Here is a 25,645-nt window from a genome sequence, read left to right on the forward strand (position 1 = left end):
CATACCATTCTGCTAAGTAGATTTATCCTGACAAATCTACAAAACAAAATCCGGCATTTATCTTGAATAACTGCGAAAAGCAGAACTGGCATTACACAATCGATGCCAATCCCAACGTTCGTTCGATCAAGAACATTAAGCCAATTGTCAAAAGCATCAACATGACTGAAATCGCTGAAACTGTTGGATCGTAATTGTACTCCATGTAGCTCAACAACGAGGTTGGCAGCATGGTAACTCCTGGGCCAGACAAGAACATCGACACTGGCACGTTATTGAAGGAATTAACAAAGGCCAGCATAAAGGAAGCGAATATCCCAGATGAAACATTGGGCAATACGATTTGAACAAATGCCCGAAATCTTGTACACCCTAGCGTCCAGGCAACTTCTTCCATGGAATAATCCAGCTGATCCATACTAGAACCGACTACCCGAATAATGTATGGCAGACTGATTAGAAAATGTCCCATCAACAAGCCTTGAAAAACCGGCAAACCTAAGGACACCACAATAAATTGGAACAAGGTATAACCCACCACGATTCCCGGAATTACAGTAGGTGATAAAAAGAAGCTTTTAATTAAGCTGCGGCCCTTCATTGGAAAACGAGCCAGGGCATAAGAAGCTGGCACACCGACTAATAAAGCCAAAAAGGTGGCTAGAACACCGATTAACAAGCTCAGCTTGAAGCTGCTCATGATAGATTCATTGGACAAGGCATTGGCATACCAATCCAGAGTGAAGCCCTTAATTGGAAACTGGATAGCCGCTGCGGTACCAAAGGAGGTAATCGCAATCAAGACTAACGGTAAAAATAGAAACGCGAACACTAAGATCGCAATGATAGTCATCCCTTTTTGTCTACGCATTATGAAACTCTCTCCTATCCACTTGTTTCGCAATGAAATTCAAGACCTTCATCACCACTAAGGTCGTAACAATCATTATTAAAGCAATCACAGCTACACCATTCCAATCCCCTAAGGTGGCCGCACGCTGATACAAGAAGGTCGACATCAACATTTTCTGGTTCCCACCTAACAACTGTGGCGTTGTATATGCCGTTAATGTACCAGTAAATACAAGAATACTTCCGACAATTGCTCCCGGAATAGATAGGGGCAGCACAATTTTTATGAAAGCCGTGAATGGTGAAGCGCCTAATGTTTCAGCAGCCTCCAGCATCTCGCCTTCAATATTCTCCATCACCCCAACTAATGTCATTACCATAGTTGGCAAAAATAAATACACCGAGCCGATAATTATGGCAAACTCTGTGTATAGCAGATTCAATGGTTGCTCAATTAATCCACTTTTTAATAATAAGCTGTTTAACACACCATTTTTCCCTAAAATATTGATCCAAGCAAAGCTTCGAATTACTGAGTTGGTCAATAAAGGAAACAAGGTCATCGCCATTAAAATACCACGCCACTTTTTGTTCAAGCCCGCGATAAAATACGCAGTAGGAATTCCAAAAATTAAAGAAGCAATGGTTACAATACTTGACACACGGATGGTACGCCAGAAAATCCCTCGGTTGTACTCATCTTGGAAAAAAGATACATAATTGCTCAGTCCACCATTTTCTGGCAGAAAACTTGGGAAAATACTTGCCACTAAAGGAAGAATCAAAAAAAACACCAATAGCACAAATCCCGGTAAAAGAATGAAATAAGGAACATTTTTCTTCATTTTAAACTCCTCGTTCGTTTTTAACATAGCTGTAGTATATCTGATTTTTTTAACGCGGACAATACAAATTTGCCAATAAAAATGCTTTCAATTTAATATGGTCAAAAAGCTCTAATGTTTTCTTTTTTTATGACTAAATAAACACAAAAAGTCTCTCTCATATTTTATTCGAATAGTAATCTTATATTTAAATGTTCGTGTTTTACCTATTTTCAGAATTTTTAGTTTTTTATTGCTAAAAAAAGATCAAAAGAGTTAAATGTCTTTTGATAACTTAAACTATTCCAGTTTCCTTCTATATAAAATAGCTTTCCAATTTCTAGTAATCCTTCGCTTATCTTGAACCTCTTCCCCACTATAAAAAATCGTCATCGCAAGAGCTTACGATGACGTAATTGGGGAATACTATAGCTTACTTAAAAAAGCATACAAAGAGTTTATGATACCTATTGTTGTAGCTCACTTATTTTTCGTCTTTATTCTCCATCCAATCCATTCTTTTTATAAGCATAGATGAACAGTCCAAAGCTAACTGCCAGCCAAGCCATTAAAACCATAATATCCTTACTGTTCCATTGATAACCGCTGCCAGAAAATGCCTGATCAGCAAATTGACTAATGACACCTGAATAGGCGTAGCTAACTACCTTCGATAAAGTAGGATTGAAAATACGAAACATGGGAGCTAGCGTAAGCGATAGCAAAATTGGCATGCCAATTAGACTTGATTGCATCTGGCCTTTAGCATAAATGCCGATAATGTAACCAATCAGAATGCTAATTAAACTCCCCACCGTAGTTATGGTTAAATAAGTACCCAACTGAATACTTCCAAAGGAGGCGCCACTAACAGGAATTAACAAGAGATTAACGATGATCATAATCATCAATGATGGCAGCATACTGCCGATGAAAAACTCTGCTCCATTCACTGAAGAGGTCATCAAGACGCGCAAGGTGTTTTTCTCTTTTTCCTCAGCTAGCGGATGGCTGCTCATCATAATACCACCCATAATGATATTAAACATAAGTCCAAAGCTTAATAAAAATGAATCTTTAGAGAAATGCATCCCACCTTCTGTAGCATCCACTTCTGGCATTATTGACTTCATTACTACAACAAAGCCAATCGCCATAAAAGGAGCCACCATAATACTCATATTGCGTACGATTGACTGCAGCTTCATCACAAAAATAGCATCGATTTTTCTAATAGATAATTTCACACTAATTCCCTCCCAGTTACTTCTAAAAAGACCTTTTCTAATGTCGGTTCGCAGGAATGGATCGCCGCCAAGCTATCTTCTGCTAGCCATTGGTCAATTTTAACTCTTGTTTCAGTCGAATGAGCCAAGGTTAATTCCTGCCCGTTTTTTAAGGTGACCTGATAAAATTTGTTGCGATTGAATTTCAAGCATAACTCTTTGGGACTGCCGCTTTCCACAATTAACCCATCATTGAGTAACGCTACCTGATCACATAATTTAGCAGCTTCCTCCATATTATGAGTGGTTAGAAAAATAGCGGTTCCCTTTTGTTTTAACTCCAGCAGCAATTGATGAACTGCTTCTGAGGTGCTGGGGTCTAGTCCGCTGGTTGGCTCATCTAGGAAAAGCACCTTGGGCTCATGTAAAATCGCTCGGGCCAACACTAAACGCTGCTTCATCCCTTTTGAAAGTTTACCGGCCAGCTTTTTCTGATGCTCCCATAAACCAACCTTTCTCAGAAGTAATTCAATACGTTTTTTGTCAATTTCTAACAATCGAGCAAAAAAAGCGAGATTTTGATAGACACTCATTTTTTCATATAATCCGCTGTTGTCGGTAATAATACCTATCTGCTCGTAAATTGTTTCATTAATTTGTTCAACGGGCTTTCCTAAGACTGAGGCATTACCTGCACTCTGTGTAAGCTGTCCAGTCAAAATTTTAATAGTAGTAGTTTTTCCGGCTCCCGACGGTCCCAAAAAACCAAAAATTTCACCTGACTGGACAGAGAAGCTGATGTCTTTTAAAGCTGTTTCCTTTTTAAATTGTTTTGCTAAATGATTCACTTGAATCACTGCTGAATTTTCCATGTTGATTCTACCCCTTCACTAGCGTCAATTGAGTAATCGTTGTTTTCGACTTCTCTGATACCTATCTTAGCGAAGTGGGCAAAAAAAGACGTAAAAAAAGGGGCGAACAGTACTCTATTTCGCCCAAATGTACGAAATCAAAGCTGAAAACAGTCTATTTCAACCTGAATTGTACCTTTATCCTTCAATCAATTGCTTCATTTCCTCTAAACGAGTTCGGGATAGCGGAAGCTTATTAGCAGATGTGCCTTTCAAAATAAGCGTATAACTATTTTTGGAATAGCTGATCAATTCAGAAATCCGCTGCAGATTAACTAAATAAGAACGATGACAACGGAAGAATCCAAAGTGAGCCAGCTTTTCTTCTAATTCAGTCATCGTTAAAACTGAAGGAAAGTATTCTTCCCCAATTCGAATATTGCTGACACTATTGATGCTTTCAATATAGTCAATTTCGTTGGGACTGAAGAAAATCGTTTTGTCAGCTAATTTGCAAGCTACTTTAAAAACATTCTTTGGCTGTAACTGTTGGCTTTCATTCTCTGATGGTAGTGCTGAGTCTTCTGAAAGTAGATCGGTTTTTTCCAGGCCCGTATTCCGTTGATAGCGGTAAATGTCTTTACTAACCAAGAACAGCTCTTCAATATAGTAAGCAGTAAAAAGAATCGCTATTTTCTGTTGGCGAATATACTCTAATGCTCTCAGATACAATTCAATGCCTTCATCAGTCAAATTCGTTAGGGGACTCTCAATTAACAGCACTTGCGGTTGAAATAAAAAGAGTCGAAATAAGCTGACTCGTTTTCTCTGATCCGGATTCAGCTGTTTAATCTTCGTTTGCCAAACATCCAACAACGAAAAAGCTTCCAGCTGAGAATCCAAGCTGGCAGGATAATTGGCGATTTTTTTGAAGAATTTTAGATAGCTGCTGACAGTCAAATGCTCATAAAGTCCATCATCCTTCATCTCTGAAAGCAAGCCTGTTGTCTGGCATTCAATGGTACCACTGGAGGGGGCAATCTTCCCCATGATTAATTTGAACAATAACTGGCTTTCTTCATGAGTCATTTTAATGCCAATTTGATCATTTTCATTAAGGATTAAGCTAATATTTTTCAGGATGAACTGATTATTTTTTTGCTTCATCACGTTTTCAAGAGTAACTAGGGTCAATCTATCTTCACTTCCAATAATTTGTTTTTCCCATTATACCTGATTTTTTCGCCAAATAAGTGGAAAGAACCAATTATTCTGTTAAATCATGAATGGTTCAGGTGTAAAAAGGCTGGGAGATACTCCAAACTTCACCTAAAAATGTAGTCAAAGTCGCAAAAGTAATTTTGGTTTCTATTTTTCAAGAGCTTCTTTTCGCTGATTGCAATTATGGCATTTCCCATTTCACCTTGTTTATCTCTCGAACAAATGCGCATTTCCAGCCTAAACAAATAGGCAGCAGAGAAGATCAATGATTTTCCCTGCTGCCTATTTTTATGGGGTTGGATTTATGTCCCCCATTTCAACGCTATTTTACTTTTCCTTCTATTAAGTAGTTTTCCAATTTGGGAATACTAACCTCTTCTTTCCAATAACAAATTGGACAAGCGATAAAATATTCCGCTGAAGCTGTAAATATCGGAATAAAAAATAAGGTAAATTTACTGCCGATTTTAAGTCCTTCCATTGTTACCCAGTTTTTACAATTAGGACACTCACACTCCAAATGCGTCTTCCCTAGACTTTCCGCAAATCCTTTACTTCCCCAAATTACAAACATAAAACCCTCTCTTTCAGATTAACTCCTTAGATCCCTCATTTTGTTAAAAATCTTCCCATTTGTCTTGATCGTCTGTCTTCTCTGTTTTGTCTTCCTTTGCATCCTTTTTAATGAACAAGAAGTAAACCAGATAGGCTGCCCCACCAGCTAACATCAAAGCAATGAGAATTTTACTGATAAAAAAGCTCATGATTACTCACCTTGCTGCGTTACAACTGTATCTGTTCCGTTAACTGTAACCCACCCGTGTTTCTTTCTCGCCTGAGCTTCTTCATAGCGAATCAGTTCGTCTGTCACTGATTCAGCAATTTTTTGATTGGCTGCTGCTTCTGCTTCGGCAGCTTTAGTGATTTTATACGCTTCACTGTCCGCTTGCGTTTTAGCTGTTTCAGCATCTAGCTTGGCTTTTTCGTTTTCTTGACCGGCACGAATAATCGCATCAATGGATTTTTGCGTTTCCGGATCAACGTCAGGAACACCTAAAGTTACATCTTCTACTTCAAAGCCTTTTCCTTCTACTGACTTAGCAAAATTGGTTAATACCTCAGCTTCCACCTTGGAAGACTCTCCTGAAAGGATATCCAATAAGCTGTATTTTGCATAGACTTCTCGAGATACCTTTTGCAGCTTCGATTTTAGCCAGCCGTTTTCAATATCGGTACTGGTAATATTCCCGAATTCCTTGTACATTTTTGCAGCTTTAGTTGAGTCAACCTTATAGTCATATTTGATATTAATAGACGTTTTCTTGCCGTCACTTGTTGACACTGAGACATTTTCAGCCTGAATTGTCTGCAAGCGAATCGGATATTGGATGACCTTATCAATCCCAACAAACTTTACCCCCTGCGTAAGGGCTTGATCTTTGATTCCGCCGTTCATTGAGTAACGAACGCCTACGTATCCGTTATCAATTCTCTCGAAGAATTTGAAAGCTGCGATAACGCCTACTACGACAACAATTAAGAAGATGATGAATCCTTTAAAGCCTTTTGAATTTTTCATTTCAGTCATTTTTGGTTTTTTAGCTTGTTTCATTTAAGAATCCCCTTTATTTCTTTTTTATTCCCCACCATAGAAAAATCCGCCATCGCAACAGCTTACGATGACGTAATTTGAGAATACCATAGTTTCCTTTAAAGAAAAATACTATTTTGTGAAAAAGAAAACAGTGAATAAAAAATTCATGATCAATACTTTTATAACATCTCTTATATTCGTCTTTATTCTCTATCTATTCTATTTATAGGTAGAGTGGAACAGTTCAAAGCTAACCATTAGACAAGAATATCTTTACTGTTCCATTGATAACCGCTGCTAGAAATTGCCTGATCAGCAAATTGGCTGATTACTCCTAAGTAAATGTTGCTAACCATCTTCGATAAAGTAGGATTGAAAATTCGAAACATAAGAACTAAAGTAAGCAAAAAAAGACTAGGCAAATTTGCCTAGCCATTGCTTGCTTATGGATAAATTCGGTTCAACAAACGTGGGAATGGACTTGCTTCACGAACGTGCTCGATTCCTGCAAGGAAAGTAATCGTACGTTCTAAGCCTAGACCAAAGCCGGAATGGGGAACACTGCCGTATTTACGCAAATCTAAATACCATGAGTATTCTTCTTCATCTAAACCAGCTTCACGAATTTGTTCTAACAAGTATTCATAATCGGTTGCCCGTTCAGAGCCGCCAATGATCTCACCGTAGCCTTCTGGCGCAATCATATCTGCACAAATAACCAAATCTTCTCGTGTTGGATGTGGCTTCATGTAGAACGGCTTAATTGCTTTTGGATAGTTCAGGATGAAGACTGGACGGTCAAAGGAATTAGCGATAAAGGTTTCATGAGGAGAACCAAAATCATCGCCCCACTCAATATCGTCAAAGCCGTTTTCCTTCAATAGTTCTACCGCATCATCATAAGAAATCCGTGGATAAGGTAATTGTGTGTAGCGTTTCAAGACTTCTTTGTCGCGGCCTAAGACATCTAGTGAGTATTCACAGTTATCTAAAACACTTTGTACCAGATAAGCCACATATTGCTCTTGAACTTCCAGACTTTCTTCCTGATGCATGAAGGCCATTTCTGGTTCAATCATCCAGAACTCGATTAAGTGACGACGAGTTTTCGATTTTTCTGCCCGGAAGGTTGGTCCAAATGAGAAAACTTTTCCTAAGGCCATTGCAGCTGCTTCCATATAAAGCTGTCCGCTTTGTGACAAGTAAGCTTTTTGATCAAAATAGTTGGTTTCAAATAGATCTGTTGTGCCTTCTGGTGCTGAGCCGGTTAAGATTGGCGGATCAATTTTTACAAAACCATTGTTGTTGAAAAATTCATAGGTTGCACGAATGATTTCGTTACGGATCAGCATAATCGCGTGCTGATGCGATGAACGTAACCATAAGTGGCGGTGATCCATTAAGAAATCAACGCCGTGTTCTTTCGGTGTGATTGGATAATCATGACTTTCGCCAACGACTTCAATTGATTTGACACCTAACTCATAACCGAATTTGGAACGAGTATCTTCACGAATTTCTCCTGTTACCCAAATCGAGGTTTCTTGTGTTAAGTCTTTGGCAAGCTGAAAGATTTCTTCGCCAACTTCATTTTTTACCACAACAGCCTGAAAATAAGCTGTTCCATCACGAAGCTGCAAGAAAGAAATTTTCCCGCTGGAGCGCTTGTTAGCTACCCAAGCACCAATTTTTACGGTCTCGCCAACATGGTTTTTGGCATCAATAATTTGAATCTGTTTCACAAATGTCTCTCCTATCTTTTATCCCGAACCGTCTTTTTTTACTTTTGACTATTTTCGATGAATCGTCGGATGCGAACTACTGCTTCTTCTAGATCCTCCATGCTGCTGGAGTAGCTCATCCGAACGTTCTCTGGTGCGCCGAAGCCTTCACCAGTAACTAAAGCAACGTGCTCCTGCTCTAAAAGATCATTTACCCAGGTAGTTACATTGTCGTAGCCGCCCATTTCCATAGCACCCTTAATGTTAGGGAACAAATAGAACGCTCCTTGTGGTTTCTTCAGCTCAAAGCCTGGCAATCCAGCAACTTTCGGATAGATAATATTCAAGCGTTCTTCAAAAGCAATCCGCATTTTCCGAACGGTTGATTGATCTCCTAATAACGCTTCAACAGCAGCAGCCTGGCTAACGGCTGTTGGATTACTGGTTGATTGAGAAACGATATCAGACATGCCTTTGATGATCTCTGCATTTCCAATCGCATAGCCAATTCGCCAACCAGTCATTGCGAAGGTTTTCGAAACACCATTGATAATGATGGTTTGTTTTGCAATCTCGTCAGATAATGACGCCATATATGGCGCATGCTTGCCATTATAAACCAATCGTGCGTAGATATCATCGGAAATGATCAAGATATCTTTTTCTACGGCCCATTCACCAATTACTCGTAATTCATCCTCTGTGTAGATCATCCCTGTTGGATTAGAAGGAGAATTCAGCAAGATAGCTTGAGTTTTGTCAGTTAATGCCTCATTCAGCTGTTCTACAGTGATTTTATAATCATTTTCCTGCTTAGTTTCCACTAACACAGGGACACCTTCAGCCAGCTTGACTTGTTCGCCGTAGCTAACCCAATAAGGAACTGGAATAATTACTTCATCGCCCTTATCCAAAATTGTTTGGAACAACGCGTACAAAGCAAATTTAGCTCCGCTGGTCACAATCACTTGGTTTGGTTTAAGATCCAAGCCGTAATCGCGTTTAGTAACTTGAATAATGGCATCCTTTAATTCAGGTGTACCGCCGGCAGCTGTATAGAAGCTGACCTTGCCACTTTTAATGGCTGCAATCGCAGCTTCTTCAATGTTATCTGGTGTTGTGAAGTCAGGCTCGCCGACTGTTAAACCAATCACATTGTGCCCTTGTGCTTTTAGTTCTCTTACTTTTGCGGTTGCTGCTAGTGTTACTGATGGTTCCAGGTTTTGTATACGTTTTGATAATTTCATCGCCCATAACTCCCCTACCAAGTTTTTTTAACTAACGTTTTGTATTTCTTCACCGTCTTCAAAAGAAAACAGGTAATAACTGATATTTCCTTCGTCATCCTTACCGGTAATTTCCCAGACCGGCTGATCCTTGAATTTGCCTAAATTAGCTTTTTCAATAGTGACCTCAGGATGGGCTGCTTGCATTTGCTTTGTTACAGCCTCTTCCGTCAAACCATCGGCAGCATCCAACACCTGGATGTTTTGGCCGGATTTAGGAATAATCACAACAATCTCTTTGCCCGACTGGTTCTCGCCAGTGACTGTAAAGTATGTTTGATCGCGATTGAACCAATAGAAATGCTCTACTGTTTCCAGGTTGGCATGTTGCTTAGCCAATTCAACTGCTTCATTTTTCGCTTGCTGCATCGGACGGTTGGAACGGATGAAAAGAATCGTTCCCGACACAATGATAATCAGCAGAACAGCAACTAAGCCGATGATCCATTTATTTACTTTTGATCTCCATGTATCCAAAAAGCATGACTCCTTTCAGATAAGCCCCATTATACCAAAAGAATTCACGTTCCTCACTCATTCTCAGCAGTTTTCTTAGAATTTAAAAAATTGTGGGTCTTTTCAATAATTTCCGGCAGGCTGGCTTCTTCGATCGGCAGCTCTTTTGGCAAAGCCTTACGCAGTCGTTGACCATAGCCGGCAGTTATAAAGCGACGATCCAAGAGAATCATCACTCCTTTGTCCGTTTCAGAACGAATCAGCCGTCCCAACGCTTGGCGCAATCTCAGAGCGGTATGCGGAACTGCTTCTTGGAAAAAGGGATTCACACCCTGTTCCTCTAAATACTCATTACGGATTTTCACCAGCGGTCGTCGTGGATTTTCAAAGGGCAGTCTAGTCACTACCATAATTTGCAAGACCTCACCTGGCAGATCCACACCCTCCCAGAAGCTGTCAGCACCAAACAGCAGGGCATCCTCTGAAAGCAAAAAGCGTTTCAGCAGTTTTTCCCGACTGCCGCCGATTCCTTGGGCTAGCACTTCCCGACCCTCATTCAACAGAGGCACCTTCAAGTGGTGATAGACCCGATTCAAAATTTCATGAGAAGTAAACAAGACTAAAATCGGCTTTTTCTCCGCTTCGGCTAGATCACGAATGACTTCAGCCAGGTATTGAGCATAACGCTCTGATGAAGATTCTTGAATCGCAATCCCCTCATCTGGCAGAAAAAGACGCGCTTGGCTGGCATAATCATAAGGACTTGGGATCACCTTGAGCGAAGCATCCGGAATGCCCCAGCGTTTCGGAAAATACTGACGATCACTGCCGGATTTCAAGGTTCCACCAATATAAAGAATCTGTTCATAGCGGTCATACCACTTTGCTTCTGGCAGCAATGAAGCAGTCAAATCTTGAAAATGCAAGGTTTGCCCACGGTCATCCAGCCAGTGTACGTAACGAGCAGCCCATTGTTCGCAAAAGGCTTCAAAGGCCTCCTGCTGCTGCTGCAAACTCTCGAACCAGTCGATAAACGTATTCCAGCGTGTTTGCTGTACAAGTGCAAAGCTTTCTTTATGCGTCATAAAATAGCTTTGACTTTGGCTGGCTAGGCTTAGAGCATCCTCGTACAAACGTTCTATTCGTTGAACCAGCTGTTCACCGGTTACTGATAAAGTATCCATCTGTTCTTTCGTAATAATCGTTGAATCCTTCGTTACCAGCTGTCCCAGCTCAGCATATAAATCGGTCAAGTCTTCGATTAATTCTTCACCTATGTCTTCCAGCAGCTCAATGCCATGAGACACAGCCTGATCTCCGGCAGCTAACTCCTGCCATTGTTGAAAGGCACCGACATCCTTTAAGCGATTGATTTCTCGCTGAATTCCGGTCACACTCAGTTGCCGAGTGCTGACCCGTTCTAGTACGCGATTCAAATGATGAGCTTCATCAATGATTAAATACGGACTAGCTGGCAGCTGAAAGGTTTTCCGCTGATCTTCCTGAGCTAAGAAAGCATGATTGGTAATAATGATATTGCTTTGCTTCAGCTTAGCCTGACGATGGCGTAAAAAGTCGACTTGATAAAAAGGACTGTGAGCGACCAACGTATCCATTCCTTGATGACCTACCTCTTGCCAAAAGGTATGCTGCAGGCTAGTCATATTCAATTCATCAAAATCACCAGATTCAGTTTGCGTTAGCCATACCAGCACAGCCATTTGATAAAAGGCATACTGCTTTTGTTCCGTTTCCTTCTGCAGGGTTTGATAAAAACGAGCCAAATCGATGTAATGGCTGCTGCTTTTCATCACTACCGCCTGCAACGGCTGATGCAATAGTTGATTTAAAGCTGGTATATCATGCTCCAGCATCTGCTCCTGCAGCAACAATGAAACGGTACTGACAATCAACGGCTTCTCTGGTGTTGCCAGATAACTCATTGGCAGCAAATAGCCCATGGTCTTTCCCAAACCAGTAGCTGCCTCCACTAAAACATTCTTCGCCGTTTTCTTATTGAAAAAATCAAACACCAAATTCATTAGCCGAGCTTGTTCTTTTCGAAAAACTAGCTGGCCTTGATACAGCCCTTCCTTGGCTTTCTTCGAGCGGGGATACGCTTTTTTCTCATAATAGGTTTCTTCATATAAAGGAACTGTTTTCTTCTTTAGTGCTAAGCCGTGAACAACTTCTAGCTTTGGTGACAGCGGCGTTGGATCATTCTTCATCTCCTCCGCCAGCTCAATTAAGTATTCTTGCGTTTGAAAAGCCATATGATCCGACAGACGAATAATTTCTTCCACCGTCACCAATGGCAAACTCTTGATCGTTTTCTCAATTTTTAACAATAATTGCGCTGTAACTTCGGCATCACTGTCTGCTTGGTGAGGGTTATCATGGGCTAATTGAAACTCATGAGCCAAGTCACTTAAGCGAAAGCTCAACGTTGTCGGAAAAAAGACCTGTGAAAGCTCTACGGTGTCAATCCCGGGAATACGCAGCTCAGGCATCCCGCAGCGAGCCAACTCATTGCTTAAAAAAGGATAATCAAAAAATATATTGTGTGCGACAAAGGTGGTGTCAGCTAATAGATTATAAATAGTTAAGGCCACATCTTCAAAATAAGGGGCTTTACGAACACGCTGGTTGGTAAGTCCGGTTAGATGCTGGATCTGTTTGGAGATCTTCTGATCCGGGTTAATATCGGTGGCAAATCGGCTGACAATTTGTCCATCTTCTACTAGTACACAGCCAAATTGAATAATTCGATCCGTCTTTGGATCTGTTCCAGTAGTTTCAATATCAACCACTGCATAAGTTTTAGTCATACTGCCCCTCCTCCTCTAGCATTATAGCTGAATTTCGATGCTTTTAACAACTTTCCAATTGAAGAAAAAAAGAGCCTTGAAAATTCTAGACAAAAAAAACCGAGTGCTAGTAAGCACTCGGCATAAATGTTGGTTTTAATTAAGCTTTTTCAACGTTAGTAGCTTGAGGTCCACGTTGTCCGTCTTCTACATCAAAAGTAACCGCTTGGCCTTCTTCTAATGTTTTGAATCCGTCACCTTGGATAGCTGAGAAATGTACGAATACGTCGTTTCCGTTTTCAGCTGTGATAAATCCGTAACCTTTTTCTGCGTTAAACCATTTTACTGTACCTTGTTCCATGTTAAACATCCTCCTAGGATAAAAATTGTTTTGTAATTGCTTGATTGGTGAATAAGGAAGATGTTGTTGGAAACAAGCTTGCCATATATTACCGTACAAAAAACTACATTCATTACTATAACACAAATTGTTTGAAAACTCTACCATGAACTCCTAAAAAACGCTTATTTTTTTAAAAGCGCAGGATTGCTAATAAGCTTTTCTCATCTGGCGCATCCTTTTGGTCCAGGACGAAAACCTGTCCGCCATTCTTGATTACATGGTCGGCTGTTTCGTTTAGTACCTGACGGCGATCGTATTCGGTATCTGGATCATCGCCAAAACCTGGTGTCAAATTGGAGGTTGCGATAAACAAATGAGAGACTCTGCCTTCCTTGGCAGCTTGCACAATATCTACCAATTGATCGATAAATTTCTTATTCATCATGGTTTGGTAGCTATCGGTTTCCTCCGCTGCTAATTCTTCAGCAATCTTGTCCGCACCTTTTTCAATATCGCTTAAGGCTGCTTGAGCCGGAGATGCTGATACGGCCGCTTTATCGGAATAGAATTTGTTTTTCGCTACCTTTTTAAATTGGGTTTGATTTTCTGGCAAAGCATAAAGATAGATTGGTAAATTTTCTGGGTTGTCAAACTCATTTTGCAGGAAGCTGTCCACTGCTTGATAGTAGTTGATCCAGTCGATTTCCACTTCTTCGTCTTTTGCATTTACACCGTGATAAGCTACACCTTCTTTAGAGCCCTGACCGCTGCCCTGTGCAGAGTAGTTCAGATTCCCGCCAGTTAATTCGTCACCTAAAGCTGTTACAACATCCACTGGTGCTCCTTCAGGCAGGTCAACTTCCTTCACAGACTTATTTTTAACGGAGTAAAGCTTCATTGAATCACGATTCAACGCCATTAAATAGTAAGGATAGTTGAATTGAGTATTTTTGATAATTGCCAATAAATATGGCAGATCACTTACATAATATTGATTGTCTACTTCTATACTAAGCCGATGAATATACAAGTCTTCGGCAGTCATAATGATTGCAACACTTTTGCTTCCGCTGCGCCAGAAAGACTGATCAGCTAGTAGTCGTTCGATTTTTTCTTGGAATGGTGCAAAGCTTTGATCGGCGTAACGTTTTTCAAAACGCTGCTTCGCTTCTTTTGCAAAGTTCTTGAAAAGAAGTTGATCCTTTTCGACTTCTTGGTGTGCTACGTGCGTGTTTAACATGAATGTTATGAACGGACCGTGTGCTTCCTCTGAAGTCAGTTCAGCGAGTAATTTTTTACTGATGTTTGCCATAAATGAACCCCTCCTAATAAAATCTTACAACTTCAGTTTAACACAGCTCTATCTTTACTTGAAATAATATGAAGCGAAGGATTTTTTATCAAAAGAAGAAAAGTATGGATAGCATTTATCTGCAAACTTACTCGCTTATTCCGGTAAAAGCCTTTTTTACTATAAGATGATGGAAATCGTCTAAGATATTTCTAATAGATTTCTTAGCATTTCGATAAGCAAGTTTCATGATTTTTTGAAGCGTTTCCTTTATGATATAAATATACCAATTATCCCGAATTGGTTTTTTCATACTTACTCCTACCAAGAGTAAATAACAACCTTCATTTCCACCATAGTGACGGCTATGGTGGTTTTTTTGTGATTGTTCCGCCTCGGGTGTTTTGCTACAATGAGAATAGGAAGCTACACCCCAAGGAGGATATGCATGAAAACAGCAGAAGAAATGTATAATTATTGCAGAGATAAGGGCTATTTTTCCGGATCTGACCGCAATTTTACTTTAAAGCTCTTTAACGTTATCGCAAACCATTTAGGCCAAGATGAAGAAGTAGTCGTTTGTTTTATTGGCGTACATAATCGCAAATCACCCACCAAGGATGATGGTTTTTATGGCTACGCTTTGACCAATCGCCGCTTTATGATGGGTCAAAAGCGCTTAATTGGCGAAGATTTGAAAAGCATTCCCATAAATAATTTGCAAGATATTCAGCTGAAGATGGATTCTACTACAGCTACCTTAACAATTTTTACTTCTGATAATCCGGTGAGTATCATGTTGACCTCCCTTGAAGCAGAGGATATTGTTCAGAGTCTTAAGCAGAATGCTCAGGAAGACACTGCGTTGCCGAAGAAGGAAAAACCGCAAGAATCCTTAAGCAAAGCTGAGCAGCTGTTGAAAATGAAGGAGCTGCTGGATGCTGGCATTCTTTCTGATGAAGAATTTGAACAAGTCAAAAAAGATATTTTACAATAAAAAAAAGCAACTGGCTCAAACGGTCGTGTGACCGTCTGGAGCCAGTTGTCTTTTCCTATTAAATCGCTGCTTTACCAGATTCTCTGGTGCGGATACGAATAACTTCTTCAATTGGATAAACGAAGATCTTGCCGTTACCGTAATCCTCAGAGTGGCAAAGATCGATAATCAAATCGATCACACTATCTACTGCTTCATCATCTAAGACAAAGCTGACATTTACTTTAGGTAATAAGGTAGTAATTATCTCTTGACCGCGTACATGGGACTTTTGTCCTTTCTGTGCGCCACAGCCTAGTACTTGGGTAACGGTCATACCGCTGATCTCCACTTCTCGATCAACAGCTGCTTTTAACTCTTCTAATTTTTCTTGACGAATAATCGCTTCTACTTTTTTCATACTATTCCCTCCAGTTTAAGAATCCAAGCCCATAAAGGTTGGGTAGGCATTTTCATCGTGTTCGATTTGATCCAAGCCAATTGCTTCTTCATGTTCAGATACGCGAATTGGCATAATCGCTTTGATAAATGAGATAATCAAGAAGCTGGCAACCCCTGCAAAAACTAATGTAATCCCGATGCTGGCAAGCTGTGCTAGGAATAGATCCATTGAACCGTAGATGAGTCCTGTTCTTCCACCTACAGCAGGATCAGCAAAAATCCCAGTAACAATTCCGCCGAAAATTCCTCCAACACCATGACAACCAAACGCATCCAAGGCATCATCCAACCCTAGTTTTTGTTTGATGATTGCAATAAAGAAGTAACAGAAGGGACTAACAAACGCGCCAATTAGAATACTAGACCAAAGAGAGACAAAACCGGCACCTGGCGTAATTGCTACTAAGCCAACTACTGCACCTGTACATGCGCCTACTACAGTTGGTTTTCCATTCGTGATTTTTTCAATCAACATCCAAGAAAGCATTCCACAAGCAGCAGCTGTATTAGTCGTCAGCATCGCGTGAATCGCTAAACCATCGGCTGCTAATGCTGAACCGCCATTGAATCCAAACCAGCCAAACCATAATAAGCCTGCACCTAATACAACGAAAGGAACATTATGTGGACGATATTCTGTCAAATGATATTCGCGACGACGTCCTAAAACAATGGCCAATACTAAACCTGAAATTCCTGAACTGATATGCACTACGTTCCCACCGGCAAAATCAATTGATCCGATTTGATCTAAGAAACCGCCGCCCCAAACCATGTGAGCCATTGGGAAGTAAACAATCGGCAGCCATAAAGCGATAAAGAGAAAGATTGCGGAGAATTTCATTCTGCCTGCAACCGATCCGGTTAAAATTGCTGTAGTGATTAAAGCAAACATCATTTGGAAGAATGCGAATAGACCTTCAGGTATCCCGTCACCTTCAGTCATAGATACACCATTGAAAAAGACTTTATCCAAGTTTCCAATGAAGCTTCCTTCGCCGCTAAACGATAAAGAGTAACCGACTGTAATCCAAATCAGTGAGGCTAGCCCCATGGTACAGATTACCATCATCATGGTGTTTAAGATATTTTTGCGTCGCTCTAATCCTCCATAAAAGAAAGCTAACGCAGGAGTCATTAGAAACACCATTGCCGAACAAATTAAAATAAATCCAATATTCCCTGTCATAACACACACCTCATTCTTTAATATGTTACATATTCTAACACCATACAGAAAAATTACCAGTGATTTCCAAGCTTTTTTTCATCTTTTTCTAATTTAGTAACTATTCATGTTAGAAAACCTTACATTTATAATCGGTTTTTTTATCTGTTAATTGGTTTAGTAGCGATTATTTCACTAACAATAGAGTATAAAAAAAGACCGGATTTCTCCGATCTTACAGCTCATGAAATTCTTTGTATACTTCCTGTTTCTTTAGCTGATTACGCTTAGCCACTTCTTTAATCGCTTCTTTAGAAGAAAGGCCTGTTGCTATCAGATGCTCAACCTGCTCTTTCAAACTGCCTTCTGGAATTTCTTCCTCAACAACTTCCGAAGCTCCTGCTATCAGCAGGCAGCATTCTCCTTTTAAAGGATGCTCTGCCAAATAGTCAATCACTTCTTGCATGCTTCCGCGAATGTATTCCTCATAAAGCTTAGTGAGTTCTCGACAGATTACCACTTGTCGATCCTCTAGAACCTGTTCCGCATTCTTCAGCGTTTCCTTTACTCGATGCGGCGATTCGTAAAAAATCATGGTACTTGTTTGATTCTTCAACTGCTCCAGCTCTTTTTTCTGTTGGCTCTTTTTTCGCTGTAAAAAGCCATAAAAATAAAAAGGCTGAGGTGCCAGTCCTGAAGCAATCAATGCGGTCATCCCGGCAGTCGCCCCCGGCAAAGAGACAACCGGAATATTTTCTGCGATACAGGCTGCTACCAGCTCCTGACCAGGATCGCTAATCGAAGGCATTCCAGCATCACTTACCTGCGCGATTGTTTGTCCTTCTTTTAAAAGTGCAAGCAGTTCAGGAATCCGTTCGCGATAATTGTGCTCATGAAAGCTTTTTTGCGGAACCTTGATCTCGAAATGATTCAGTAATTTTTGCGTATTCCGCGTATCTTCACTAGCAATCAAATCTGCTGCCTGCAACGTTTTAACACTACGAAACGTCATATCCTCTAAATTGCCGATCGGCGTGGGAACAAGGTATAAGGTGCCCGTGTCGTGACTGCCATAGCTTCTTTGAATGTTCACTCATTCGTCCTCCTTGTCTCATTGAAAAAACCGGAACGAATTGTCCCGGTTTCATTTCCCTTGTTTGCTTTCGCGATAAATGACATCTAAACAAAATGCGCAAGGCTCATCGTGTTCCCGTCTGGACCCGTACAATAAGTTGCAGACATGGAAGCCATCTTCATAAATTTTTTCCAAATTCATCCGAGAACGTGACAGCTCTTGGCGTTCATCAGTAACCGGCGAAGCTTTCTGGTTCATTTCGCGAACCCGCTCTCTTAACCGTTCATTTTCCATTTCCAAGGTAGCATTTTTCTCAATTAGTTCTAGCAGATCTTCCTTCATCTCAGCTAGCTCGGCTACATTATGCTGCATTTCCTGCTCTAAACGATTCAGCCCATCATAAAGCGAACGTCTATCCATCATGCTGATCACCTGCTTTTACTGCCTGCAGCTCACTATAGTCGTATTCAATAGCAGTTTCTCGTCCAGGCAGACGAACTTTAATTACACGACTTAACAAGTTCAGGCCGATTACCCGCCCCTTGCCGTCTGGTGTTTGGACTTCTTTTCCGTAGTCTGGTAATTCACGTTTCGCAGCTTCATATTCGGTATTTTCATACTTCAAGCAGCACATTAAACGGCCGCATAAGCCTGAAATTTTGGTTGGATTCAAGGACAATCCTTGATCTTTGGCCATTTTAATCGACACAGGAATAAAGTCTCCCAAGAAGGTCGAACAGCATAACGGTCGACCGCAAGGACCAATCCCGCCTAAAATCTTCGCTTCATCACGTACGCCAATTTGGCGAAGTTCGATTCGAGTCCGAAACACCGAAGCTAAATCCTTCACTAATTCACGGAAATCTACCCGACCATCCGCAGTAAAATAGAAGATCATTTTGCTGCGATCGAAGGTATACTCCACTTGAATCAGCTTCATTTCTAGTTCATGATCCCGAATTTTTTCTTTGGCTACTTTAAAGGCTGCCTGCGCATCGCGTTCATTCTCCAGCGCTTTTTGCAGTTCTTTTTCTGAAGCTTTATGCAAAATTGTTTTTAAATCATCTGATAAATCACTAGAATCCATCTCTAATTTAGGGATGGCTACAGTGGCAATCTGATGCGCTTGTTGTGATTCAACTAATACTTTTTCATTATAATAGTATTCGTTTTTGCCTGGTGCATAATAATAAATATGCCCTGCTTCGCGAAAACGGACACCGACAACTTCAACCATTGGTCTCCCTACTCTCTGTAAAAAATAACATTAAGCAAATATAACATGCAACGTTATTTGTTCTGCAATATTTTGAAAGGATACATTGGCCTCTAGTTTCTGATTGGCAAGTAAAATCTCTTCTAACAGATGGTTATAGAAAGCGATGGACTGTTGATTTTGCTGAAGCATTTGATTACGCTTTTCTTTTACATAAAATGCCAGCATTTCAAAGGCTGTTCGCTGCTGCATCTTGTCCTTGAAAACTTTTACTAGTTTTTTTTGTACATAGATAAAGGCCTGCGGGTCCTGTTTTTCAAGGTAACTATACCATTGAATAACAGTATCCTTAGATTCATTAAACCATTCATCCTTTGATATTTCAACTGCTTTTGTATAACTATTTGTTAAATTCGTCAAGAGTTTCGCTGATTTGAGAGGGATATGGGCTTCTTTTTCCAACTGTTCGACCAATTTTTCTGTCGACAAGGCTTGAAAATGAATTATTTGACAACGTGAACGAATGGTCGGAAGGATCTTGCCGATTGCCTGTGTTTCTAAAATGATCATAAAATTCGCTGGCGGTTCCTCCAGAAATTTCAATAAGCTGTTGGCAGAATTGGTATTCATCCTTTCTGCTTCATGAATTAATACAACCTTTTTAGCTGATTCAAATCCGCTTTTCCCCAGCTCTACCTGCAGCTGGCGAATCTGTTCTACCTTGATGGTTTGACCATCTGGAGCGACCTCCACGACATCGGGATGCTCATGGTTGCCGATTCGCAGACAGTTGTTGCATTCTTCACACGGTAGTCCGTCTTTTAAGGACAGGCAGAACAGGTGCTTGGTAAACCATAAAGCCATTTCCGCTTTTCCGGTTCCCTGATCCCCTTCAAAAAGATAAGCATGGGCTAAACGACCATGCTTAAAGCTGTTCTGTAGTTGACGGAAAACAACCGGTTGAAGTTGTTGTAGTTTTTCTGCTTCTGTCATCTTAGTATTGGTGGAACCCTTCTACCGGCATTACGAACACGGTGGCTCCGCCTACTTCAACTTCCACTGGATAAGGAACTTGACCATCCAATGAAATATCCAAGGTAACAGGTGTCGTTACGTATTGGGTACGGGACTGACAAGTTTCCTTGATTAATCCCAGTGCTTCTTCTACCCGTTCATCTTCAATCCCGATGATAAAGGTGCTGTTGCCAGCCTTTAAAAATCCACCAGTAGAAGAAAGCTTGGTCGCACGGATGTTGGCATCGATAAATTCATTTGCTAAACGGTTGGAGTCCTTGTCTTGCACAATGGCCATAATTAATTTCATTTTCTACACCTCTCTAGTTTTGAAAATACTTAGGGTAACGGGAGATTAATTCGTAAAAACAATCCTCCACGACTAATTCTAGACGTTTTCTAGCGTCGATTTTAATAATACGTTCGGCGTGTTCATCTGCCAATTTTAAATAGGCATGACGTACCCGTTGATGAAATTGCAAGCCTTCTGCATCTAGTCGATCAATTTGATTGGTGCGACTGCTCATAATACGCTGCAGACCAGTATCAGAATCAACGTCTAAGTAAAGAGTGACATCAGGAACAGTTCCTTCAATGGCAAATTCATTAATTTGAGCGACTTCTCGCATCCCAATTCCCCGACCTGCTCCTTGATAAGCCAACGAGCTGTCGACAAAACGGTCACACAGCACAATTTTACCTTGCTCTAAAGCAGGCCAAATTTTCTCAATCAGATGCTGTCTGCGAGCTGCTGCATAAAGCAGTGCTTCTGTCCGATCATCCATTCGATCATTCTTAGGGTCCAAAATCACTTGGCGAATCTTTTCAGCGATCGGAATCCCACCAGGTTCTCTAGTTTTTACGATGTCCTTGGTGGCTACCTGCTGTAAGAGAGGAAACAATTCCTCAATCACGCTTGTCTTGCCAGCGCCGTCTGGACCTTCAATAGTAATAAATAAGCCGTTCACTCTTCGTTGCCTCCATTAGTTCTATTCTCATTGTACACAAAAACGTCGTGAAAGAAAAACCTAGAGTTCACGACGTCCTTCCACCGCTTTTAACAAAGTCACTTCATCTGCATATTCAATGTCGCTGCCAACGGACAAGCCGTGGGCCAAACGCGTAACTTTTATCCCTGCCGGTTTGATCAGCCGCGACAAGTACATGGCGGTTGCTTCCCCTTCAGTCGTAGCGTTGGTGGCAATAATGACTTCTTTCACTTCATCGTCATGCAGACGCTTAATCAATGGTGCGATATTGATATCTTCCGGGCCAGTCCCCTCCATAGGCGACAGAACACCGTGAAGCACATGATACAATCCGTGATAATCCCGAACCTTTTCCAGAGCCATAACATCCTTAGGCTCCTCTACTACTAAGATCGTACTGCGATCTCGAGTGGTATCACGACAAATTTCACAAGGATCTTCTTCAGTGATGTTGCCGCAGACACTGCAAAAATGCAGGTCCCGCTTCACACTGATCAGTGAGCGGGCAAAGTCATTTACGGTTTCATCCTTCATATCAATGGTAAAGAAAGCTAAGCGCGTAGCCGTTTTCTGTCCGATTCCCGGCAGCTTCATGTAGCTTTCGATTAGTTTTGCTATTGGTTCTGGGTATTGCATGGACTACTTCCTTTCAACCGAAAAGCAATTAGATCCCAGGTAATCCTTTGGTGTATTTACCCATTGTTTCTTCGGTTTCTTCGCTTATTTTTGTTAGCGCATCATTGACTGCCAAGATAACCATATCCTGCAGCATATCTGGATCTTCTGGATCAATTAATTCTGGATTGATTTCCATTGCTTTCATCGTTTTATCTCCAGTGAAAACAACTTTTACTAAATCATTAGCAGATGCACCGAAAAATTCTTTTGCATTCAATTCTTCTTGTGCCTTCATCATTTCCTTTTGCATTTTTTGCATTTGTTTCATCATACCTTGCATATTTCCCATTCCACGCATCACAATTGATCACTTCTCTTTCTTCTTTTTATCGATTAATTTTTCTATTATTATAGCTCACTTTAGATAGTAATTATCAAAAGCTGCTTAGAGCTAACTTGAAGCAAGTTATAACAAATTCTTCAAATTTGTCTGCATATTGCAGAGCGATTAGTCTTCTTGAATAGTAACTAAATCACCGAAAAGGCTTTTGGCTTGTTCAACGACTTGGTTTTCTTCCGGAATTAGTTCGATTTCGCCTTCTTCTTCCGTGTCGCTGACTTCCGGCTTCAGGTCTTTGTGCTGACTGACATAAGATTGGCGCAAACGCGGCCAGCTTTCTCGGGTAATAAAGACAAAATCTGGTGAGTAATCCTTAATCATTAGTCCTAATGAGTTTTGCATATTCGTACGTAATTCTTCGTTACCGTCTGCCCGCTGACAAACAATCTCATAATCAAAAGCTAGCAGCAGTAAGCTTGGTCCGGCGGCAACTGGCTCACTGGCCTTAAGCAGCGCGCGTTGTGTCACCGGTAAAGCCATCAGTAAGTCTTCCCATACGCCACGAATTCCTTGCAGATGATCCTTAGTCGCTTCAGACAGAACCTGGTAAACCCGTTCAGTCGGAATCCGATAAGCACTGCTGGTTTTCTTTGGTGCTCTTGCCTTTGGCTCTTCAGCTTTGGCTTGAGGGGCAGGTCGCTCCTTCAGCTGCTTGACTTCCGTTTGCAGCTGCACGATCTGACGTTTCAGCTCAAGAATTTCCTCACTGTTCACAGGAGCCGCTGCTGCAGGTTCTCCACCACTAACAGCTGGCGCTGCGTTGACTGGAGGTGCGGCTAGTTTTACCGTGGCAACCTCCAAATAGACATTGGCATGGTTGGTAAAACGAATTTCATTTTGCGTCTCGCTTAAAATCTTAATCATCCAATAGAAGCGATCAGCTGGTGTCTTCTCCGCCAACTCTTTGAAGGCTTCTGTTAAGTTGACCCGATCATTCAATAACTGCGGTGCTTGCTGATACATCAGCAAATCACGGCAATACAACAGTAAATCCTCCGTTAAGCGACGGGCCTCTTTCCCTTCTGCCAAAATATTTTCCAGCACCTCTAAAGCTGCACTGACATTTTGCGCTAAGCAGGCAGAAATAAAGGCATCCATCATTTCAGTAGTTAAGCTGCCGGTAACGGCTAGAGCATCAGCTAAGGTAATTGTTTCGTCACTAAAGGAAATCGCCTGATCCAAAATACTCAAGGCATCCCGCATCCCGCCTTCAGCAGCACGAGCAATTACTGACAAAGCCTGCTCCTCATAAGTCAGGTTGCTGGCATCTAAAATGTACTGCATCCGACCGACAATCGCTTGTACCCCGATTCGCTTGAAATCAAAGCGCTGTGTTCGTGAAATAATTGTCGCCGGAATCTTATGCGGTTCCGTGGTTGCTAAAATAAAAATCACATGCTCTTTTGGCTCTTCCAAGGTTTTCAACAAAGCGTTGAAGGCCCCAGTGGAAAGCATATGTACTTCATCGATAATATATACTTTGTATTCAGCAGTCGTTGGCGCATAGTTCGCCCGATCGCGAATGAAGCGGATCTCTTCGACACCATTATTGCTGGCCGCATCAATTTCAATAACATCCTCTTGGCGTCCCTCGGTAATCGAACGGCACATTTCGCATTCATTGCATGGTTCTCCGTCGACACTGTTGGGACAGTTGATGGCTTTGGCAAAGATTTTTGCAGCACTGGTTTTCCCGGTTCCTCTCGGTCCAGTAAACAAATACGCATGGGAGGTCTTTTTTTGTTTTATCGCATTTTTCAGCGTTTTGGTAATAGCCTCTTGTCCAACCACATCGTCAAAACGCTGCGAACGCCAGACACGATATAGTGCTTGATATGCCATAGTCACCCTCTTTTCTTTTGTGCCCTGCTTTAAAATCACCGCTCCCTATTATACGTGATTTTGTCAAAAATTACTACATTAATCCAGCTGGCTTAGCGAGTTTTTAAACTTGAAAAATCTTTATTTCTGAGCCCGATATTCTCTATGATATAATAAAAAAAGATATCTTAAGGAGGCTATTTTATGGGACTAATTAAAGCAGCAACAAGCACCATTGGCGGCGGCTTAGCGGACCAGTGGCTAGAGGTCATTGAACCTGCTGATATGGGGCAAACGACTGTTATGACTAAAGGCGTTGCCGTGCGTCAAGACGATCGCCGGGGATCAAATAAAAAAGGAACCAAGGACGTAATCACCGATGGTTCCGTGGTTCACGTTTACCCAAATATGATGATGCTTTTAGTTGACGGCGGCAAGGTCATTGACTTTACGGCTGAAGAAGGCTATTACACAGTGAAAAATGATTCTGCTCCTTCTATGTTCCAAGGTTCACTGAAGGAAGCCATCGCTGAAACCTTTGATCGCTTTAAATATGGTGGCGTGACTCCTCAAAAGCAGCAGGTTTATTACATTAACCTGCAGGAAATCAAAGGGATCAAGTTTGGCACACCCACACCATTGAACTATTTTGACAACTTTTATAATGCGGAGCTGTTTTTGAGAGCCCATGGTACGTACTCGATTAAAATTACCGATCCTATTTTATTCTTTGCCAATGCGGTACCGCGCAATCTGGAACAGGTGGACATTTCCGATATTAATGAACAATACCTGCAAGAATTTCTAACTGCCCTGCAAACAACCATCAACCAGTTGTCTGCTAACGGTGAGCGCATTTCCTATGTGCCATCAAAAAGCATGGAGCTGAGCAAATACATGTCCAATGTCTTGGATGATAACTGGCGTGAACTTCGCGGGATGGAAATTGTTTCTGTGGCAGTCGCTAGCATCTCTTATACTGATGACTCAACCGAACTGATTAACATGCGCAATAAAGGTGCCATGCTGGGTGATCCGGGAATTCGCGAAGGGTACGTGCAAGGTTCAGTCGCTCGTGGAATGGAAGCAGCAGGAAGCAATCAATCTGGCGCCGGCAATGCCTTCTTTGGAATGGGCATGGGAATGAATACGGGTGGCTCTTACCTGTCTCAGGCTTCAGAAACCAACCAGCAGCAAGCCCAGCAAAAACAAGCCCAGGGCGATACTTGGACCTGTCCGAAATGCGGCACTGAAAACTCAGGAAAATTCTGCAGCAATTGCGGCGAACCAAAGCCGGCTTCAGCGGACGCGGCAGCAACACCAAAAATTCAAATGAAATGCAGTGAATGCGGAGAAATCGTTGACTTGAGCAATGGCGTACCGAAATTCTGTCCTCATTGCGGCAAACCCTTTAAGGGAATTCCGCTGGATTAA

28 protein-coding genes are annotated in these 25,645 nt (G+C 41.4%); 2 read left to right on the top strand and 26 right to left on the bottom strand.

Annotation, left to right across the window (positions count from 1 at the left end):
• Nucleotides 1-91: 91 nt before the first annotated feature.
• The 15 genes from I588_RS07700 to I588_RS27260 all read right to left on the bottom strand — a co-directional run bounded on the left by I588_RS07700 (nt 92) and on the right by I588_RS27260 (nt 14,785).
• Nucleotides 92-871 (bottom strand): ABC transporter permease, encoded by a 780-nt coding sequence (locus tag I588_RS07700; RefSeq protein WP_010755612.1) that lies wholly within the window; start codon nt 869-871, stop codon nt 92-94.
• Nucleotides 864-1,697 carry an ABC transporter permease gene (locus I588_RS07705; protein ID WP_010755611.1) on the bottom strand — a complete coding sequence of 278 codons (834 nt, stop codon included), beginning with the start codon at nt 1,695-1,697 and terminating at the stop codon, nt 864-866. The genes I588_RS07700 and I588_RS07705 overlap by 8 nt, the downstream gene beginning before the upstream one ends.
• 476 nt (nt 1,698-2,173) lie before the next feature.
• Entirely contained in the window at nt 2,174-2,923 is a 750-nt protein-coding gene (locus I588_RS07710; RefSeq protein ID WP_010755610.1) for a hypothetical protein, read from the bottom strand.
• The gene (locus I588_RS07715) at nt 2,920-3,774 is read right to left on the bottom strand and encodes an ABC transporter ATP-binding protein (protein WP_010755609.1); all 855 of its coding nucleotides are present in this window, start codon (nt 3,772-3,774) and stop codon (nt 2,920-2,922) included. Before I588_RS07715 ends, I588_RS07710 begins: the two co-directional genes overlap by 4 nt.
• Before the next feature lie 177 nt (nt 3,775-3,951).
• Complete coding sequence (locus I588_RS07720) at nt 3,952-4,947, bottom strand: LytTR family transcriptional regulator DNA-binding domain-containing protein (RefSeq protein WP_010755608.1); 996 nt, start codon at nt 4,945-4,947, stop codon at nt 3,952-3,954.
• 349 nt (nt 4,948-5,296) lie between these two features.
• Entirely contained in the window at nt 5,297-5,548 is a 252-nt protein-coding gene (locus tag I588_RS07725; protein WP_010755607.1) for a zinc ribbon domain-containing protein, read from the bottom strand.
• 43 nt (nt 5,549-5,591) lie between these two features.
• A complete protein-coding gene (locus I588_RS27255) occupies nt 5,592-5,738 on the bottom strand; it encodes a hypothetical protein (protein ID WP_010755606.1) in 147 nt (48 codons plus the stop codon).
• Nucleotides 5,739-5,740: 2 nt separating this feature from the next.
• Entirely contained in the window at nt 5,741-6,553 is an 813-nt protein-coding gene (locus tag I588_RS07730; protein WP_139244014.1) for a prohibitin family protein, read from the bottom strand.
• A 458-nt stretch (nt 6,554-7,011) separates the two neighbouring features.
• Nucleotides 7,012-8,310: an asparagine--tRNA ligase gene (gene asnS / locus I588_RS07735; RefSeq protein WP_010755604.1), complete on the bottom strand. Its 1,299-nt coding sequence runs from the start codon at nt 8,308-8,310 to the stop codon at nt 7,012-7,014.
• A 38-nt stretch (nt 8,311-8,348) separates the two neighbouring features.
• Nucleotides 8,349-9,536 (bottom strand): pyridoxal phosphate-dependent aminotransferase, encoded by a 1,188-nt coding sequence (locus I588_RS07740; RefSeq protein WP_010755603.1) that lies wholly within the window; start codon nt 9,534-9,536, stop codon nt 8,349-8,351.
• A 27-nt stretch (nt 9,537-9,563) separates the two neighbouring features.
• A complete protein-coding gene (locus I588_RS07745; RefSeq protein ID WP_010755602.1) occupies nt 9,564-10,052 on the bottom strand; it encodes a cell wall elongation regulator TseB-like domain-containing protein in 489 nt (162 codons plus the stop codon).
• A 53-nt stretch (nt 10,053-10,105) separates the two neighbouring features.
• Entirely contained in the window at nt 10,106-12,859 is a 2,754-nt protein-coding gene (locus I588_RS07750; RefSeq protein WP_010755601.1) for a helicase C-terminal domain-containing protein, read from the bottom strand.
• A 139-nt stretch (nt 12,860-12,998) separates the two neighbouring features.
• Nucleotides 12,999-13,199, bottom strand: coding sequence for a cold-shock protein (locus I588_RS07755; protein ID WP_010755600.1), 201 nt, complete (start codon nt 13,197-13,199; stop codon nt 12,999-13,001).
• 172 nt (nt 13,200-13,371) lie between these two features.
• The gene (locus I588_RS07760) at nt 13,372-14,493 is read right to left on the bottom strand and encodes a baeRF6 domain-containing protein (protein ID WP_010755599.1); all 1,122 of its coding nucleotides are present in this window, start codon (nt 14,491-14,493) and stop codon (nt 13,372-13,374) included.
• Between the two features lie 127 nt (nt 14,494-14,620).
• Nucleotides 14,621-14,785, bottom strand: coding sequence for a hypothetical protein (locus I588_RS27260; RefSeq protein ID WP_010755598.1), 165 nt, complete (start codon nt 14,783-14,785; stop codon nt 14,621-14,623).
• A 135-nt stretch (nt 14,786-14,920) separates the two neighbouring features.
• Here I588_RS27260 and I588_RS07765 point away from each other — a divergent pair, with 135 nt between their 5' ends.
• Nucleotides 14,921-15,469, top strand: a complete 549-nt coding sequence (locus tag I588_RS07765) for an SHOCT domain-containing protein (protein WP_010755597.1) — start codon at nt 14,921-14,923, stop codon at nt 15,467-15,469.
• A gap of 58 nt (nt 15,470-15,527) precedes the next feature.
• Here the strand turns inward: I588_RS07765 and I588_RS07770 are convergent, their stop codons facing one another.
• The 11 genes from I588_RS07770 to dnaX all read right to left on the bottom strand — a co-directional run bounded on the left by I588_RS07770 (nt 15,528) and on the right by dnaX (nt 24,232).
• Nucleotides 15,528-15,869: a P-II family nitrogen regulator gene (locus I588_RS07770; RefSeq protein ID WP_010755596.1), complete on the bottom strand. Its 342-nt coding sequence runs from the start codon at nt 15,867-15,869 to the stop codon at nt 15,528-15,530.
• A 15-nt stretch (nt 15,870-15,884) separates the two neighbouring features.
• Nucleotides 15,885-17,099: an ammonium transporter gene (locus I588_RS07775; protein ID WP_010755595.1), complete on the bottom strand. Its 1,215-nt coding sequence runs from the start codon at nt 17,097-17,099 to the stop codon at nt 15,885-15,887.
• Between the two features lie 214 nt (nt 17,100-17,313).
• Nucleotides 17,314-18,171: a 16S rRNA (cytidine(1402)-2'-O)-methyltransferase gene (rsmI, locus tag I588_RS07780; RefSeq protein WP_010755594.1), complete on the bottom strand. Its 858-nt coding sequence runs from the start codon at nt 18,169-18,171 to the stop codon at nt 17,314-17,316.
• A 51-nt stretch (nt 18,172-18,222) separates the two neighbouring features.
• On the bottom strand, nt 18,223-18,573 hold the full coding sequence (locus I588_RS07785; RefSeq protein WP_034692566.1) for a DNA replication initiation control protein YabA: 351 nt from the start codon (nt 18,571-18,573) through the stop codon (nt 18,223-18,225).
• Complete coding sequence (locus I588_RS07790) at nt 18,566-19,390, bottom strand: PSP1 domain-containing protein (protein WP_010755592.1); 825 nt, start codon at nt 19,388-19,390, stop codon at nt 18,566-18,568. The genes I588_RS07785 and I588_RS07790 overlap by 8 nt, the downstream gene beginning before the upstream one ends.
• Before the next feature lie 30 nt (nt 19,391-19,420).
• Nucleotides 19,421-20,362: a DNA polymerase III subunit delta' gene (gene holB / locus I588_RS07795; protein WP_010755591.1), complete on the bottom strand. Its 942-nt coding sequence runs from the start codon at nt 20,360-20,362 to the stop codon at nt 19,421-19,423.
• A 1-nt stretch (nt 20,363) separates the two neighbouring features.
• A complete protein-coding gene (locus tag I588_RS07800; RefSeq protein ID WP_010755590.1) occupies nt 20,364-20,693 on the bottom strand; it encodes a cyclic-di-AMP receptor in 330 nt (109 codons plus the stop codon).
• A gap of 13 nt (nt 20,694-20,706) precedes the next feature.
• Nucleotides 20,707-21,351, bottom strand: a complete 645-nt coding sequence (tmk, locus tag I588_RS07805; RefSeq protein ID WP_010755589.1) for a dTMP kinase — start codon at nt 21,349-21,351, stop codon at nt 20,707-20,709.
• Nucleotides 21,352-21,411: 60 nt separating this feature from the next.
• A complete protein-coding gene (gene recR / locus I588_RS07810) occupies nt 21,412-22,008 on the bottom strand; it encodes a recombination mediator RecR (RefSeq protein ID WP_010755588.1) in 597 nt (198 codons plus the stop codon).
• Between the two features lie 28 nt (nt 22,009-22,036).
• Nucleotides 22,037-22,351 carry a YbaB/EbfC family nucleoid-associated protein gene (locus I588_RS07815; RefSeq protein ID WP_174316921.1) on the bottom strand — a complete coding sequence of 105 codons (315 nt, stop codon included), beginning with the start codon at nt 22,349-22,351 and terminating at the stop codon, nt 22,037-22,039.
• 147 nt (nt 22,352-22,498) lie between these two features.
• Nucleotides 22,499-24,232, bottom strand: coding sequence for a DNA polymerase III subunit gamma/tau (gene dnaX, locus I588_RS07820; protein ID WP_010755586.1), 1,734 nt, complete (start codon nt 24,230-24,232; stop codon nt 22,499-22,501).
• Between the two features lie 183 nt (nt 24,233-24,415).
• Here dnaX and I588_RS07825 point away from each other — a divergent pair, with 183 nt between their 5' ends.
• Entirely contained in the window at nt 24,416-25,645 is a 1,230-nt protein-coding gene (locus I588_RS07825) for an SPFH domain-containing protein (protein ID WP_010755585.1), read from the top strand.

The organism is Enterococcus pallens ATCC BAA-351 (assembly GCF_000407485.1).
Classification (GTDB): Bacteria; Bacillota; Bacilli; order Lactobacillales; family Enterococcaceae; genus Enterococcus_A; species Enterococcus_A pallens.